Source organism: Pseudanabaena sp. UWO310, assembly GCF_006861605.1.
In the GTDB taxonomy this organism is placed as follows: domain Bacteria; phylum Cyanobacteriota; class Cyanobacteriia; order Pseudanabaenales; family Pseudanabaenaceae; genus Pseudanabaena.
In genome coordinates, this window is the sequence record NZ_SELU01000013.1 from 18850 (window position 1) to 32497 (window position 13648).

A 13648-nucleotide genomic window follows, 5' to 3' on the forward strand; every position below is an offset into this window, starting at 1 on the left:
CCCAATGCCAAACTTTGTAACTCAATCATTACAAGACCTACAGCAACAAGTTCCCATTATTAGCGATAAGGTATTGGTGGATTTGGTGAATGGGATGCAAGTAAATGATGACCTCAGTGGTTATGATGACGCTAAAATGTGTTTAGAGCCGATTTTAAAAACCTTGGCAATAGAGACTGGAAGGCACGATAGCTTAGATTCTCTACAGCAAAAAAACAAACAACTTGCTAATGATCCTCATGTTTATTAAAAAACTTCCGTTTAATACTCTCATTAGCCCAAACTGCAAGAATATTGTTAATATTATTGGGGCGAATACAGCCTCGATCGCGATCTCTAGCAAATCCTATAGTATTAACATCATTTACTAGATTGGCTCTACCAAATTCTCGCATTAAAGTATTCTTTTTAAGCGTCGCCACGATCGCGGCATTTGCGGCTCTCATCGCCATGTATTTAGATCGTGATGAATTGGTTTATGTCAGTCTTGGCATAATATCAGTGATCGTCTTGCCCATTCTCCTACCGCCATTTCTCAGCACGATTGCCAATTCGCCGTTAGGAAAGCATTGGGACATTACCTTGTCCAGTGTTTTAGCTGGAGTGGCAATTCTAACGGCGACTCACGTTACTAAATTTGATACAGCCTTTGCCCAATGGTTTGATAGCCTCAAGTGGGAAGCTTTAGGAGCAGTAGGGCAGATTTTAATTGCGATTTTAGCGGTGTGGGTGGCATGGCGGCAAAATCAGATTTCTGAAAGCTTGACGGGTCAGCAAAATGTCATTACCCAACAGCAAACCATTGATTCCTATTTTCAAGGGATTTCTGACCTCGTACTCGACCCTCAAGGTCAATTGGAAGATTGGCCGCTAGAAAGAGCGATCGCCCAAGCAAGAACTGCCGCCCTATTAGGTGGCTGTGATGCTGACGGACGCGCAAAAATCATCCGCTTCCTATCGAGCGCCAATCTCCTTACCCCCCTGAAACGAGATGGTTTACTTGGTCGTCCCATTCTCGATGGGACTGGCGGCTATGTGGTCGATCTGGCAAATGGAGTGCGGGTCGTTAATTTAGGAATGATGTTAGCGAATCGCGATATTTGCCATACGGATTTGCGAAATGCGGATTTGAGTGGGGCAAACTTGATTAAGACCAATTTTCTGAACTGCGATCTGACGGGGGCAAACTTTGGTGGGGCAGTTTTGGCTAAAGCCAATTTGAGGGGTACGGATCTCAGTCGGGTAAAAATGTTTTATGGCAAGCTCGAAACTGCCTCCCCTCGCGATCGTCAGCATCTGCCTAACTTTGATACGGGTGAATATACTGGCGCAGTTGTCGAAGACGCTGATTTTAGCAAGGCGATCGACCTATCTGAAGAAACTCGCCAGTACCTATGTGCTTGGTGTGGTAAAAAATCTCGCAAAACTATTCCCGGAGGCTGTGAAGATGTACCAAATCGATTGGGGCGCTAGCGTTACGCATTGCCCTAAAGAACAAAGCCAAGCTCCAAGCCCAAATCATCAAACCCAAAATCGGATCTTGGCTCTTGCCTCTTGTCTAACTTTACAGATTGCCGCCTTGGGCATGAGTCCTCTGCTGGTTGCCGCCGAAAGTATATCGCCAAATATCTCGCCAAACACTTCGCCATCGGTTCGGGAAGATAGCCCTGAAGAAGTTTTACGTGCGGAGATCTATACCGATGCCCGATCGCCCATTGATGGTAAACAACTCAGTGCTGCTGAATATACCGAACTCATGGAAAAATTGCGATCGCTCGATAATATCCCCCCCGAAGATTTGGTATCGCCGAAAGTCCGAGAAGTAATTGGGCTATTGAAGTTGCGTAAGTTTCTAAAACAATTTATTCCCTTCGTTCCTTAATATATAACTGCCGATTGAGATTGAAGAATGCGCGTTGCTTCATCGGCAGGAATAGGACGGCTGAATAGATACCCCTGTACAGCATCACAATTATGCGATCGCAAAAATTCTAACTGCTCCTCTCGCTCTACTCCCTCCGCAATTACCCGCAGATTTAGGTTATGAGCCATCGCAATTATAGCCGATGTGATCGCTGCATCATCTCGATTTTGCGGTGTCTCGCGGATAAAGCTCGCATCGATTTTGACCTTGCTCACGGGCAGCAGACGTAAATAACTGAGAGAAGAATAGCCAGTACCAAAATCATCAATCGAGATACTCATCCCTAGGGATTTTAACTTCTTAAGAACAGCAATAGTTGTGCTTTGATCCTGCATCACCAAGCTTTCCGTAATTTCGATCTCTAAATACTGCGGCTCTAAACCAATTTCCGATAGAATCTGCATAACGCGCGTACAAAGATCTGTCACCTGAAATTGCTGAGCCGAGAAATTTACTGCCATCCGAATTGCGGGTAAACCTTGACTTTGCCATAGATAATTTTGCTGACAGGCCGTACATAAAACCCATTCTCCCAAACGGACAATTAGTCCATGCTCCTCGGCAGCAGGAATGAATTGGGTTGGGGGAACCCATCCGAGTTCAGGATGCAGCCAACGAGCTAACGCCTCCATGCAATCAATCTCCCCCGTAACCAAGTTAATTTGCGGTTGATAAAACACCTGAAACTCCGATCGTTCAAGGGCTTGACGAATTCCATTCTCGATCGCCACATATTCTTTTACCTTTGCACCGATCGCATGATTGTAGAGTTGATAATGATTTCTACCGCGTTCTTTCGCACGAAACATTGCCGTATCAGCATTCTTCATCAAGGTTTCTTCATCCATTCCATCGTTAGGATAGAGACTAATGCCAATACTCGTACCAATGTGCAAGGGCGTTTCTTCAACTAAGAAAGGATGTTCAAAGGATTGCAAAATTAATTGAGCAAACTGTTGAATAGATTCTATACTTTGCAATTCAGAGACAAAGATCATAAATTCATCCCCACCCATCCGCGCCAGAAAAGTGCTTTCAAACATACAATCGCTCAATCTTTTGGCAACTTCGATGAGGAGGCGATCGCCTGCGGCATGACCCATCGTATCGTTAACTAACTTAAAGCGATCGAGATCAAGAAACATCACCGCCAGCAATGGAGGAATAGTCTTGATATCAGTAATTTGGTTTCGCTCGATATGAGTTTGTAGTTGTGCCGATGCATTGACCAAAGCGGCACAAAGGCGATCGCGAAATAGAACGCGGTTAGGCAGATCGGTCAAAGAGTCATGGAAAGCCAGATGCTCGATCTCCGCCTTAGCAATTTTGCTGGCGGTAATATCTTCAACTGTTCCTTCAAAGTAAATAATATTACCGATCACATCGCGAACAGCATGGACATTTTCAGAAGTCCAAATAATCGATCTATCCTTGCGATAGACTTGAGATTCAAATTGTTTGACATCTTCCTGTTCTGTCAAAAGTTCAATTAGCTCCAACCGACGTTGAGGATCGACATAGAGTTGCTCTTCGATATTGGTGAGATTAGCAACCAAATCTTCAGGAGATTCATAGCCATAGATTTTGGCGAGCATTGGGTTGGCGATGAGAAATTTCCCATCGGCTGAGGTTTGAAAAATACCTTCAACCGCATTCTCAAAGATGCTGCGATATTTAGCTTCAGCCCGTTTGAGGTCTTCCTGTGCTTGAATTTTTTGGGTGACATCATTGATTAAAATCAATTCACACCTGTGATTTTGATACTCAAGGGTATGCGCCGAAACTTCCACTAAAATCTGGCTACCATCTTTTTTGCGATGCGTCCAAATCTCAGGCACGCTAAAGCCAGTAGATACTTTAGCGATCGCTTCTAAGAGTTTGGGAACATCCTCAACAGGACGAATATCAAGCACCGTCATGGATAAAAACTCTGCCTCACTATAGCCATAGTGGTTGATAGCAGCCTGATTGACTGCCAAAAACTCCAGGGTTTCCAGATTATAAATCCACATCGGATGGGGATTATTCTCAAAAAGATAGCGTGTCCGATTTTCAAAATCCTGCTTATTCCGATCTGTCCTTTCCCAATCGGTAATATCTTCAAATCGATTGACAAAATAAGGTTCCTGCGCACCGCTAATATCAAGATCCGTACTTTGGATGACCTGCACAATTTGACCATCTTCGCGAATATAACGTACGTTGAGGTAGCAGCGATCAATTTCCCCCGACAGCAATCTCTCCTTCAGCACATAGTAGGCTGATAAATCGTCAGGATAGCAAATCTGTTCGTAGTTAAGTTCGCGAATTTGTGAGTCGCTATATCCTAGTAACTCACAAAAGGAAATGCTAACGCCAATAATCTGGTCGTCGATGGTTGTCTCAAATACCCCAACCGTACTGCTCTCCATACATTTGGCAATACGCATTAAGTTTCTAAGACGTTCCTGTTTGAGAACCTCTTGATATATGGGATTAAGATATTGATATCTTTCAGTCAAAATTTGTACCTTGACGGGTCATTCAAAATTGCAACTTTAGAGATTTCCCTGTTGAAAAAAAAGACCATAGAAAACCTTAGCTTACCCCATAATTTAATATAATTTTAATATAATATAATCGTTAAAGCCTAGGTAGCTAGGCGCAACTAAGTATAAAAGCTCAAATTATAAAAGCTCAAAAACCTTAGCACAAGTGCCCCATACGCCAATTCTTTGCTCTTTTTTCACTCTTTTTTTTGCTCTTGCCATTAAATATAAGTATCTAGGCATAGTTAAAACCCAACCCCAAAAGCTGTAGCGCACGCTCTACAAGCGCTACAGCTTTTGTGAAAAACAAAACTAGAGAGAGTACCGCCCGCTGCGCGGGCGGTACTCTCTTCTAGGTTTTAAGTTTACTTATACTTAGCACTTATATAGCTACAGTCGCTTGACTTAGGACAAATCAAACCCCAATAATTGACTGGCGGCGCTTCGCGCCGCCAGTCAATTATTGGGGTTTATGTCCTAGTAAAGCGACAGCTATAAGTAGCTGGCTCAAATAAATTTCCATGCCAAATCAATAATTTGCTCCTTAGATAGTGGGACTGGCAACAGTTGAATTTGAGCGCGATCGCTATAATTTTGCAGCCTTCTCGAAATCGCTTCGGTAATTCCACCTTCATTTAAGAAATATGGGAGGACTTGGATTTGTTTAATACCTTGGAGTAGTAATTTTTCTATTTGCGTTTCAATTTTGGGTTCTACTCCCCAATAGGCGGCGATCGCTTGGCTGGGTTTGGCTAAATCCTCAATCACCTGATTCGCTCCAGCGCGACGACTACCATGGGCGATCAAAATTCGACCCTGTATTGCTGGGGTCGGCATTTCGTGAGATGACTCGGTACGATATTTCTCAAATTGTCGCGATAGTAGGTTTGGAATATCTGGATCTGTTCCCAGATAAGGAGTGGTACGAAATGTAAAATCAGAGCCTCGTCCGAGAAATTTTTGCTGTAGGTTATTCTGAGCGATCGCGACTTCGGCGGGAATATCTTCGCTGACATGGACTCCTTCTAATAAAAACAAAGGCAAGACCACCACTTCCGAAATGCCTGCTTGAATAGCTTGCGTTGCAAATACTTCTAATTGCTGAGATAGGGTTAATTCTAATCCTTCAAGACAGCCCCCGCTAATGTAGCGATCGCCAGTTTGCTGATCGCCAGTTTGCCGATGATCTTTATATTCGATATATTCGATGCGAGATTTCGCGACAGCGATGAGATCTTGCAAAGCAATCCACGAACGGCGATCGCTGCTACCGTGGGTTACCAAAAAAAGCGCTCTAGCATTCATCTCATCATACTCGGTATAATTGTAATCAGTAGTTCCGCATAATTAAAACCCAAAATCAGGGATTGCACCGCCCGCGTAACGCGCGGTAAACTCTTCCAGATTTTCAGTTTACTTATGCTTAGCTACTTAATTGTAGTGATCATTATACTGAGTAACGCATATCGAAACTATTTACGGAAAAACCCAAGGGCTAAAGGCGCATCAATTAAAGCAGCTAGATCGTCTGTATCGATCGCGCTTACCGCAAGATAGCCTGACCACTCCCGAACTATCTCAGCGCCTTGCGGCAGTCAGTGCTGAGCTAAAGGAATCTATCTGTATCTATATCAATAGGCGCGGACAGGTGATCCGTGTCGCGATCGGCACGCCCAATCAGACCAAAATTCCACCGCTAGAACTGCCTCGCTATGGTAGCGATCGCTTGAGTGGATTGCGCTGTATTTGTGCCACTCCCGATGTGGAACCTCCAAATCTCAACGACTTAACGGCGATGTTGATGCAGCGTCTCGATGCATTGGTGATTCTACCAGTCAATCTCAAGGGTTATGCCGAACGGGGATATTTAGCCCATTTATTGCCAGCTACCGAAGCGGAGTTACCCGAACAGCAGAATGCTTGGCGCGTATCCAAGCCCATGACCTTAGAGGCGATCGCTAAGCAGGACTTCTTAGAGTTAGTAGAAGGGCTAGAAGAGGAATTTAGTCGCAATTTTGCAGGTCGAGCCACCGATGACGATCGCGATCGCGTCATGTTAGTGGGATTAATGGCTCAAAAAGAAAAATCTGACTCGATGCCCTTTGCGATGATCGAACTCGGTCAACTGGTGGAAAGTGCGGGGGGAACTGTCCTCGACGCACTGTGGCAGAAGCGCGAACGTCCTCATCCTCAGACGGTTCTCGGTGAAGGTAAAGTCTTAGAACTCGCGATCGCCGCTCAAACAAAGGGGGCAAATCTCGTGGTTTTCGATCGCGAACTAACGGCTTCACAAACTCGCAACCTCGAAAGGGTGATCGGTTTGCGCGTAAGCGATCGCACCGAAGTGATTCTGGATATTTTTGCCCAACGCGCCCAGTCATCGGAAGGAAAATTGCAAGTCGAGCTAGCGCAGCTCGAATATCGCTTGCCACGGCTCGCAGGGCACGGACAGGCTCTATCAAGGCTTGGCGGTGGGATTGGCACGCGCGGTCCGGGAGAAACCAAGTTAGAAACCGATCGCCGCACGATCCAAAAGCGGATTACATTTCTGCAACAGCAAGTAAATCATTTACAGGCGCAGCGATCGCGCATTCGCCAAAAGCGGGTCGATCGCGAAGTGCCGACGGTTGCGATCGTGGGTTACACCAATGCAGGCAAATCAACCCTGTTGAATGCCATGACCAGAGCCGATGTATATGCCGCTAACAAGCTTTTTGCCACCCTCGATCCGACGACACGCCGCCTCAATCTGCTCGGCGAAGACGAACAAATGCATACGGTGCTACTTACCGACACCGTAGGATTCATCCACGAACTGCCCAAATCCTTGGTTGATGCTTTTCGGGCTACCCTTGAAGAAGTATCGGAAGCCGATGTATTGGTGCACCTTGTTGATGCATCCCATTCTGCTTGGGAAGCTCAACTCAAAGCAGTGGATAAAATCCTAAAGGATATGCCGATCGCCGTTGGACCGATTCTATTAGTCTTCAATAAAATCGATGCAGTTGATGACCCTAACGCTATTTTAGAGAAATATCCTGAGGCGATCGCCATCTCAGCCCTCAAACGGGAAGGCTTCGAGCAAATGAGTAAGTCTTTGTTCAAAATGATTGAATATGCGATCGGCACATTAGCTTAAGCGAGGGGTCTACCCATACATCACCTCCTCTTCAAAAACAGAGAGCGTACCGCCCGCTACGCGGGCGGTACGCTCTCTGTTTTTGGTTTTTAATTATGCTGAACTACTTACCAATTCACGAAAGTGTGACAACGATTTTGTGAATTACAGCGCTTTGCGCTCAAATCCAAACCAAGAAACTTTTTGAAAGTGTTGCAAAGCAACACTTTCAAAAAGTTTCTTGTGGTTCGTTTGATCGAAAATTGCTGTAAACACCAAACCCAGTAAGGTTTTAAGGTTCCCAAAATGGCATTGCCATTTTGGGAATTGGTATTACTGAGATTTATCCAAGTCAGTGGGAATCTGGATATAAAATTCTGTTCCTTTGCCTATAGTGGAATGGCAAGTTAGCTTGCCATTATGCTTTTCTGTAATTATTTGATAACTGATTGCCATTCCCATTCCCGTTCCTTTGCCTACTGGTTTAGTAGTAAAAAACGGATCGAAGATTTGCCGCTGGATCTCTTCAGGAATACCATTGCCATTATCAGCGATCGCAATCTCCACAAAGCAATCATCTATAAGTCTAGTCCGAATCGTAATACAGGGCTGTCGATCCCAATTATCATCTTTAAAATGGTAATTTATTTCCTCTAAAGCATCGATCGCATTAGCAAGGATATTCATAAATACCTGATTCAATTGTCCCGCAAAACAATTAACTTCGGCGATATTTCCATACATTTTGACAACTTTGATTTCAGGACGTTTATTTTGCGACTTGAGACGATGCTGCAAAATCATCAATGTATTATCAATCCCTAGATGTAGATCGACAGGTTTAAACTCTGCTTCGTCCAGTCGTGAAAAACTACGCAACGACAGCACAATTGATCGAATCCGATCAGACCCCACTTGCATTGACTGAAGGATCTTGGCAAGATCATCAATAAGGAATTCCAGATCGATATCCTCTATCTGAGCCTGTAGTGATTGTGGAGGATTGGGATAATGCTGTTGATAAGCATTCAACAAATGTATGAGGTCTTGAGTATGTTGGTTCGCATAAGTTAAGTTGCCATGGATAAAGTTGACTGGATTATTGATCTCATGGGCGACCCCAGCCACCAACTGCCCCAATGACGACATCTTTTCGCCTTGAATCAATTGTAATTGAGTCTCCTTAAGCTGTTGTAGGGTTGCTTGGAGATCGGTATTTTTCTGCTGAAATTCTTCCGTGCGTTTCAGCACCTGTTGTTCAAGCGTTTGATTATAGATTTCTAACTGCTGCTTACTCTCTTGCTGCTCAATGAGAAGCTGTCTCACCTGTGCAATTAACTGATTTAAAGAAATCGCAACCACACCCACCTCATCATGAGTGAGTACTGGCACTTGCAAGGTAAAGTTAGCATCTCGCGTCACCCTTTTAGCAACTTGAGAAACTGCTTTCAAGGGGCGAGCAATTGCATTGGCGATCAACCCACCAATGATTGCTACCATAATCGCTTCCAACAAAAATATCATCCCAAAACGAAGCCATAGCAAATCCTTTGCCGCATCTAGTTGGGTAACTGGGTAGAGAGCAATCACAGAAAGAGATTGACTTACTCCATTAAAAGATCCACTTTTCGCTAAATATCGTTGGCGATCAATAGTCAGTTGCTGCGTAGACAAATCGGTGATTGTCAATGACTTTGACGCAGGAACTGAAGGTAGAGTTGAGGCTATTACTTTCCCATTTTTATGCACAATTAAATGCTTAGAAGAACCTGAAGCAAACTTCTTTAACAGTTGATTATCTAGTGATTGTGCAATAATCATGCCGCCAAGTAGCCCCTCTGAGGACTTGATCGGATGGATGAATGCTTGCAGGATTTGTTGTCCTCCTTCGACATCAAGTAGATCGGCAAAACCTGCTCCACGGCTGACACTGTTAACAATAGATGCATCTAAGATCTTGACTTCACCCAATTCAGATGAACGCGCCTCCATGAGAGTATTACCCTTAAGATCAACCACTTTAATCAAGTCTAAATTCAGTATCGTTCTAATTGGCAGGAGGATTTTCAAGAGAGCTGCGCGATCGCGGCGCTCAACTGCTAAGCGGACAGATTCGCGATCAGCAATCAGTTTGAGTTGACTTTCTAAATTTATTTGTTCGTACTGAAAATCTCGCTCGATCCGTTCAGAAAATCGGTTGACTTCTTCACTTAAGTTTTGCTCAAGGTTGTTAGCAAACCAATTTCCCACCGCAAATAAGCCAACCATCAATACAGTGAGACAGACAATTAGAAAGGGAAAGACAATCTTTTGACTGAGATTTAGTTTTGACCAGAATTTTTGCATAGGAGCTATGGTTCTACCTTGATGACAGAATAGACTTTGCCTTTACCAACTGCTATAACACTGTTCAGCCATCAATCTCTGAACGAACTGAGAATTTATACCAGTTCACGAAAGTGTAATAACACTTTTGTGAATTAAAAGCTAGACCCAGTAAGGTTTTTTAAAACTAAAAATGGCTATGCCATTTTTAGTTTTGGTATTACTTATTGGCAATTGTCTTGGGAACAACAAATCCCATCCCTTGAAGAAGTTGAGATGCTTCTGGACTAAAAATAAAGTCAATAAACTTCTGGGTCGCAGGTTTAGGCGTTTTATGCCAAACAATACCCAAATGTCGTACCATCGGGTATTTTCCCTTGGCAAAGCTATTAGTAGTAGGAGTAGCATCATTTAAGCTCAAGCGATTTACGGGCAATTTTTCATTTAGGGAAGTCGCTAGAGAAAAAGCTCCGATTGAATAGGGAGTACTTTTGAGGGTATCAATTAATTCTCCTTCCTTACTCAAAACGACTGCTTTATCTGTAGTTTTATCCTTTCCTAGGTAGTATTTGCGGAGTAGTTTTTTTGCTGATTCATCTTCAGGTCTATCCAATAATACGATCGCTGCATCATCCCCTCCCAATTCCTTCCAGTTGGTAATTTCTCCTTTATAGATCGCTTTGAGTTGAGCGGTACTCAGATTGGTAACCCCCTTAACACTTTTGTGCGTAGCCACTGTCAAGAGATCTTGAGCAACTTCACGATATTGAATTTTACCATTATCCTCCTCAGGTGTAAGCTTGTGGCTACTGCCCACAACATCCACGATATCGTTTTTTAAAGCCGCAATTGCTCCTTCAGATTGGGAATTAGTAGAAATAAATTCGACTTTGGCATCTGGATATTTGGCTTCATAAGCTTTTGCCAAAAGAGTTAAAATTTTGACAGTTGAACTAGAACCAGCAAACTTTACCACCGTTTGTTTTTGAGAGTTAGTTGGGCTGTCCAGAGAAACCGAACTAGTAGGATTGGAGTTAGAGACAGAACAACTGTAAGTGCTAAGAAGGGTCATCAGAATGACTATTGGCAACGTAATTTCTCTCATGAATTAATTCCGAATTTAACAAATATTGTCGTTTCCCATAAAATGCGTCTAGCCATACTTTAGTTTGTACTTACTGGCATCGAGTAGATTTTTTTACTTTAATTAACTTTAATTAATAGATCAAACTGATTTATATAAGACAAAAAACTAGTTTTTATTAAAAAACCCAAAATTACGCAAAAACACCATAGAAAATTCATTTTACCAGCTCATTTTATTACAGTAATAATTGATGAATTACCCCCCGTTATTTCCACTTAATATTTTAAGAGGATGTTGAGGAATAAAACCTTTTATACCTAGCTACTTATTACTGGAATTTTTCCAAGTCTATAGGAATGTGAATATAAAATTCTGTTCCTTTGCCTATGGTGGAATGGCAAGTTAACTTGCCATTATGCTTTTCTGTAATTATTTGATAACTGATTGCCATTCCCATCCCCGTTCCTTTACCTACTGGTTTAGTAGTAAAAAAAGGATCGAAAATTTGCTTCTGGATCTCTTCAGGAATACCGTTACCATTATCAGCGATCGCAATCTCCACAAAGCAATCATCTATCACTCTAGTCTGAATTTTGATATAGGGCGATCGCCCCCAATTATCTCCTTTAAGCTCTCTTTTGAGGTCGCTTTTGGGATCGCTTTTGGGATCGCTTTTAGGATGATAGTTTACTTCCTCTAAGGCATCGATGGCATTTGCCAAAATATTGACAAATACTTGATTCATCTGTCCAGCGTAACAATTAATTAAAGGAAGATCGCCATATTGCTTAATAATTTGAATGGGATTAGACCTAGACTTAGACCTCAGTCGATGTTCAAGAATCATTAAAGTATTGTCAATGCCTTTGTGAATATTGACCTGCTTAAATTCAGCCTCATCCATATGTGAAAAGTTTTTCAGCGACTGCACGATCCCTTGAATCCGACTCGTTCCCACCACCATCGAATTAATGATTTGAGGCAAATCCTGCTTGATAAACTCTAACTCAATTTCTTCAGCAAGGTTTTCCATTTCAGGGATTCCTTGGAGATAATTTTGTTGGGTTAGTTTCGTAAAGTTTAAAATTTTCGCGATGTAGTCTTTTAAATAACTAAGATTGCCATGAATAAAGTTAACAGGATTATTAATCTCATGAGCGACACCTGCGATTAACCTACCTAAGGAAGACATTTTTTCAGATTGAACTATATGAATCTGAGCCTTTTTTAGATTGATTAAAGTTTCTTCTAATTCAATATTAGCTTTGGTCAGTTCAGCAGTGCGATCGGCAACCTGTCCTTCAACGGTTTTGAGTAAATCCTGTAACTGCTTGTTCGCTTGTAAAAGTTCCTCCGAACTCAGTTCTAAAGAGCGCTCGACAATCCGATGATCATCATCATATTGACAATACGCAGTATCGATATCATGTAAAAATCCCTGCCATTCTGAGGGCAACGAATCGATACTGCCAAAATGTTTTTTGATCTGACGCTGAAGTAAGCGGTGCATTGGATTTAATAAAAAGCTACTGCTCAGAAAAGGTGGTAATGGTCATTGTTTGATTATGGAGTTCGCAGCGCTCTCCTATAGAAGTGGGAGCCATCTCTCCATAGGAATAAAAACCTGTCAGAACTGTTGATTGTCCCATGACTTCTCTTACGCCATCGACTTCTTCTTCGATGCGTTGCTTTAGTACCAATTTGCGCCCAACACAGCTAATTAAAATGGCTAGGTCAGGTGAGCCTTCTGCCCAATGGCTGATACTAGTTTGAGCTGCCCCAATCGCCCCATCGACAAGACGCTCGAAGTTAGTTTGCATTAATTGGACAACGCTTCCCTCTGGAATGTCTCCTGCAAACGTCAGACTTTGTTCTGCTTCATCAATGGATAAAATCGTGCGTACTACTGAGCGATCGCCTTCCGCATTGTAAAGACTCAGAGGGAATAATAATCCCGATGCTGGCAGTCCAACGGCATGATCGCCCAGATATTTTTTATATAGTTCTAGGGCAGATAAGCCATCCAGCTCATAGAGAATATTACCTTGAGATTTGGTGACTACACGTTTAGAACCAAAGGTTGCCCATCCTCCCAAAGAGCCATAACCAATTTTAATGCGATCGCCATAGATCCCGATCGCGGCAACTATTTCTTTCTCTAACAATCCATTCCAGAGAATGAGCGTTTCGGCAAATCTCGATCCATCCCCTGCCAAACCTCCCGTAACCGTAACCTGCTCTGGTAATTGCGATCGCAAGCCTGAGATGAGATCACTACCATTAACGATTAACCCATCCGATAGAACAAAGAGATGAACTAAATCCTCTTTTGGAAAGCTCTCAGCCAGTTTTGCACCTATTGCAAAACTATCGGCAGTCTTGGTAATGGGTAAATAATTTCCTTTGATCTGAGTATGCTCAAACTCTATCGTGGTAACTACAATCGTATCATCGGTAACTTGAGTATCACAAATCTCACCTGCCGTAGAACAGCCAATAATCGTAGCATTTGGGTAAATCTGTCTGAAATATTGAGGATAATTCTCAGTTTTAAGAATATCTGTTCCACCAAACACTAGTACTAAATGAGCTGATTGATTGCGATTAGGAGAGTTCGGTTCCCATCCTTGATTTACCGTCCATCTACATTGTTCGATTTTCATATT

Annotated in this window: 11 protein-coding genes; 4 read left to right on the forward strand and 7 right to left on the reverse strand. The window is 42.8% G+C overall.

Annotation, left to right across the window (positions count from 1 at the left end; all coding sequences use genetic code 11):
* Positions 1–4 precede the first annotated feature (4 nt).
* Positions 5–250 (forward strand): hypothetical protein, encoded by a 246-nt coding sequence (locus PseudUWO310_RS06100; RefSeq protein WP_142599857.1) that lies wholly within the window; start codon positions 5–7, stop codon positions 248–250.
* On the opposite strand, the gene PseudUWO310_RS06105 is transcribed toward PseudUWO310_RS06100, so the two are convergent.
* Complete coding sequence (locus tag PseudUWO310_RS06105; RefSeq protein WP_142599858.1) at positions 228–452, reverse strand: hypothetical protein; 225 nt, start codon at positions 450–452, stop codon at positions 228–230. The genes PseudUWO310_RS06100 and PseudUWO310_RS06105 overlap by 23 nt on opposite strands.
* Between PseudUWO310_RS06105 and PseudUWO310_RS06110 the strand changes: the two genes are divergently transcribed.
* Positions 451–1473, forward strand: coding sequence for a pentapeptide repeat-containing protein (locus tag PseudUWO310_RS06110; RefSeq protein ID WP_142599859.1), 1023 nt, complete (start codon positions 451–453; stop codon positions 1471–1473). The genes PseudUWO310_RS06105 and PseudUWO310_RS06110 overlap by 2 nt on opposite strands.
* Positions 1448–1882 carry a hypothetical protein gene (locus tag PseudUWO310_RS06115; RefSeq protein ID WP_223805556.1) on the forward strand — a complete coding sequence of 145 codons (435 nt, stop codon included), beginning with the start codon at positions 1448–1450 and terminating at the stop codon, positions 1880–1882. The genes PseudUWO310_RS06110 and PseudUWO310_RS06115 overlap by 26 nt, the downstream gene beginning before the upstream one ends.
* Here PseudUWO310_RS06115 and PseudUWO310_RS06120 read toward each other — a convergent pair.
* Both PseudUWO310_RS06120 and PseudUWO310_RS06125 read right to left on the reverse strand, forming a co-directional pair.
* Positions 1879–4425, reverse strand: coding sequence for an EAL domain-containing protein (locus tag PseudUWO310_RS06120; RefSeq protein ID WP_142599860.1), 2547 nt, complete (start codon positions 4423–4425; stop codon positions 1879–1881). The two genes, PseudUWO310_RS06115 and PseudUWO310_RS06120, sit on opposite strands and share 4 nt — an antisense overlap.
* A gap of 534 nt (positions 4426–4959) precedes the next feature.
* Complete coding sequence (locus tag PseudUWO310_RS06125) at positions 4960–5757, reverse strand: sirohydrochlorin chelatase (protein ID WP_142599861.1); 798 nt, start codon at positions 5755–5757, stop codon at positions 4960–4962.
* Positions 5758–6100: 343 nt separating this feature from the next.
* Here PseudUWO310_RS06125 and hflX point away from each other — a divergent pair, with 343 nt between their 5' ends.
* Complete coding sequence (gene hflX / locus PseudUWO310_RS06130; RefSeq protein ID WP_142599862.1) at positions 6101–7591, forward strand: GTPase HflX; 1491 nt, start codon at positions 6101–6103, stop codon at positions 7589–7591.
* Positions 7592–7903: 312 nt separating this feature from the next.
* On the opposite strand, the gene PseudUWO310_RS06135 is transcribed toward hflX, so the two are convergent.
* From PseudUWO310_RS06135 to PseudUWO310_RS06150, 4 genes are all read right to left on the reverse strand, one after another.
* A complete protein-coding gene (locus tag PseudUWO310_RS06135) occupies positions 7904–9916 on the reverse strand; it encodes an ATP-binding protein (RefSeq protein WP_142599863.1) in 2013 nt (670 codons plus the stop codon).
* 199 nt (positions 9917–10115) lie between these two features.
* A complete protein-coding gene (locus tag PseudUWO310_RS06140) occupies positions 10116–11000 on the reverse strand; it encodes a substrate-binding domain-containing protein (RefSeq protein WP_142599864.1) in 885 nt (294 codons plus the stop codon).
* A 310-nt stretch (positions 11001–11310) separates the two neighbouring features.
* Entirely contained in the window at positions 11311–12492 is a 1182-nt protein-coding gene (locus PseudUWO310_RS06145; protein ID WP_142599865.1) for a sensor histidine kinase, read from the reverse strand.
* Between the two features lie 16 nt (positions 12493–12508).
* A complete protein-coding gene (locus PseudUWO310_RS06150) occupies positions 12509–13645 on the reverse strand; it encodes an FIST signal transduction protein (RefSeq protein WP_142599866.1) in 1137 nt (378 codons plus the stop codon).
* Positions 13646–13648: the final 3 nt, after the last annotated feature.

Excerpts from the sequence above, each read along its gene's own strand:
- PseudUWO310_RS06145 (WP_142599865.1), bottom strand. The coding sequence starts at position 12,492 with ATGCACCGCTTACTTCAGCGTCAGATCAAAAAACATTTTGGCAGTATC.
- PseudUWO310_RS06140 (WP_142599864.1), bottom strand. The coding sequence starts at position 11,000 with ATGAGAGAAATTACGTTGCCAATAGTCATTCTGATGACCCTTCTTAGC.
- PseudUWO310_RS06135 (WP_142599863.1), bottom strand. The coding sequence starts at position 9,916 with ATGCAAAAATTCTGGTCAAAACTAAATCTCAGTCAAAAGATTGTCTTT.
- PseudUWO310_RS06110 (WP_142599859.1), top strand. The coding sequence starts at position 451 with ATGTATTTAGATCGTGATGAATTGGTTTATGTCAGTCTTGGCATAATA.
- PseudUWO310_RS06150 (WP_142599866.1), bottom strand. The coding sequence starts at position 13,645 with ATGAAAATCGAACAATGTAGATGGACGGTAAATCAAGGATGGGAACCG.
- PseudUWO310_RS06115 (WP_223805556.1), top strand. The coding sequence starts at position 1,448 with ATGTACCAAATCGATTGGGGCGCTAGCGTTACGCATTGCCCTAAAGAA.
- PseudUWO310_RS06100 (WP_142599857.1), top strand. The coding sequence starts at position 5 with ATGCCAAACTTTGTAACTCAATCATTACAAGACCTACAGCAACAAGTT.
- PseudUWO310_RS06105 (WP_142599858.1), bottom strand. The coding sequence starts at position 452 with ATGGCGATGAGAGCCGCAAATGCCGCGATCGTGGCGACGCTTAAAAAG.
- PseudUWO310_RS06125 (WP_142599861.1), bottom strand. The coding sequence starts at position 5,757 with ATGAATGCTAGAGCGCTTTTTTTGGTAACCCACGGTAGCAGCGATCGC.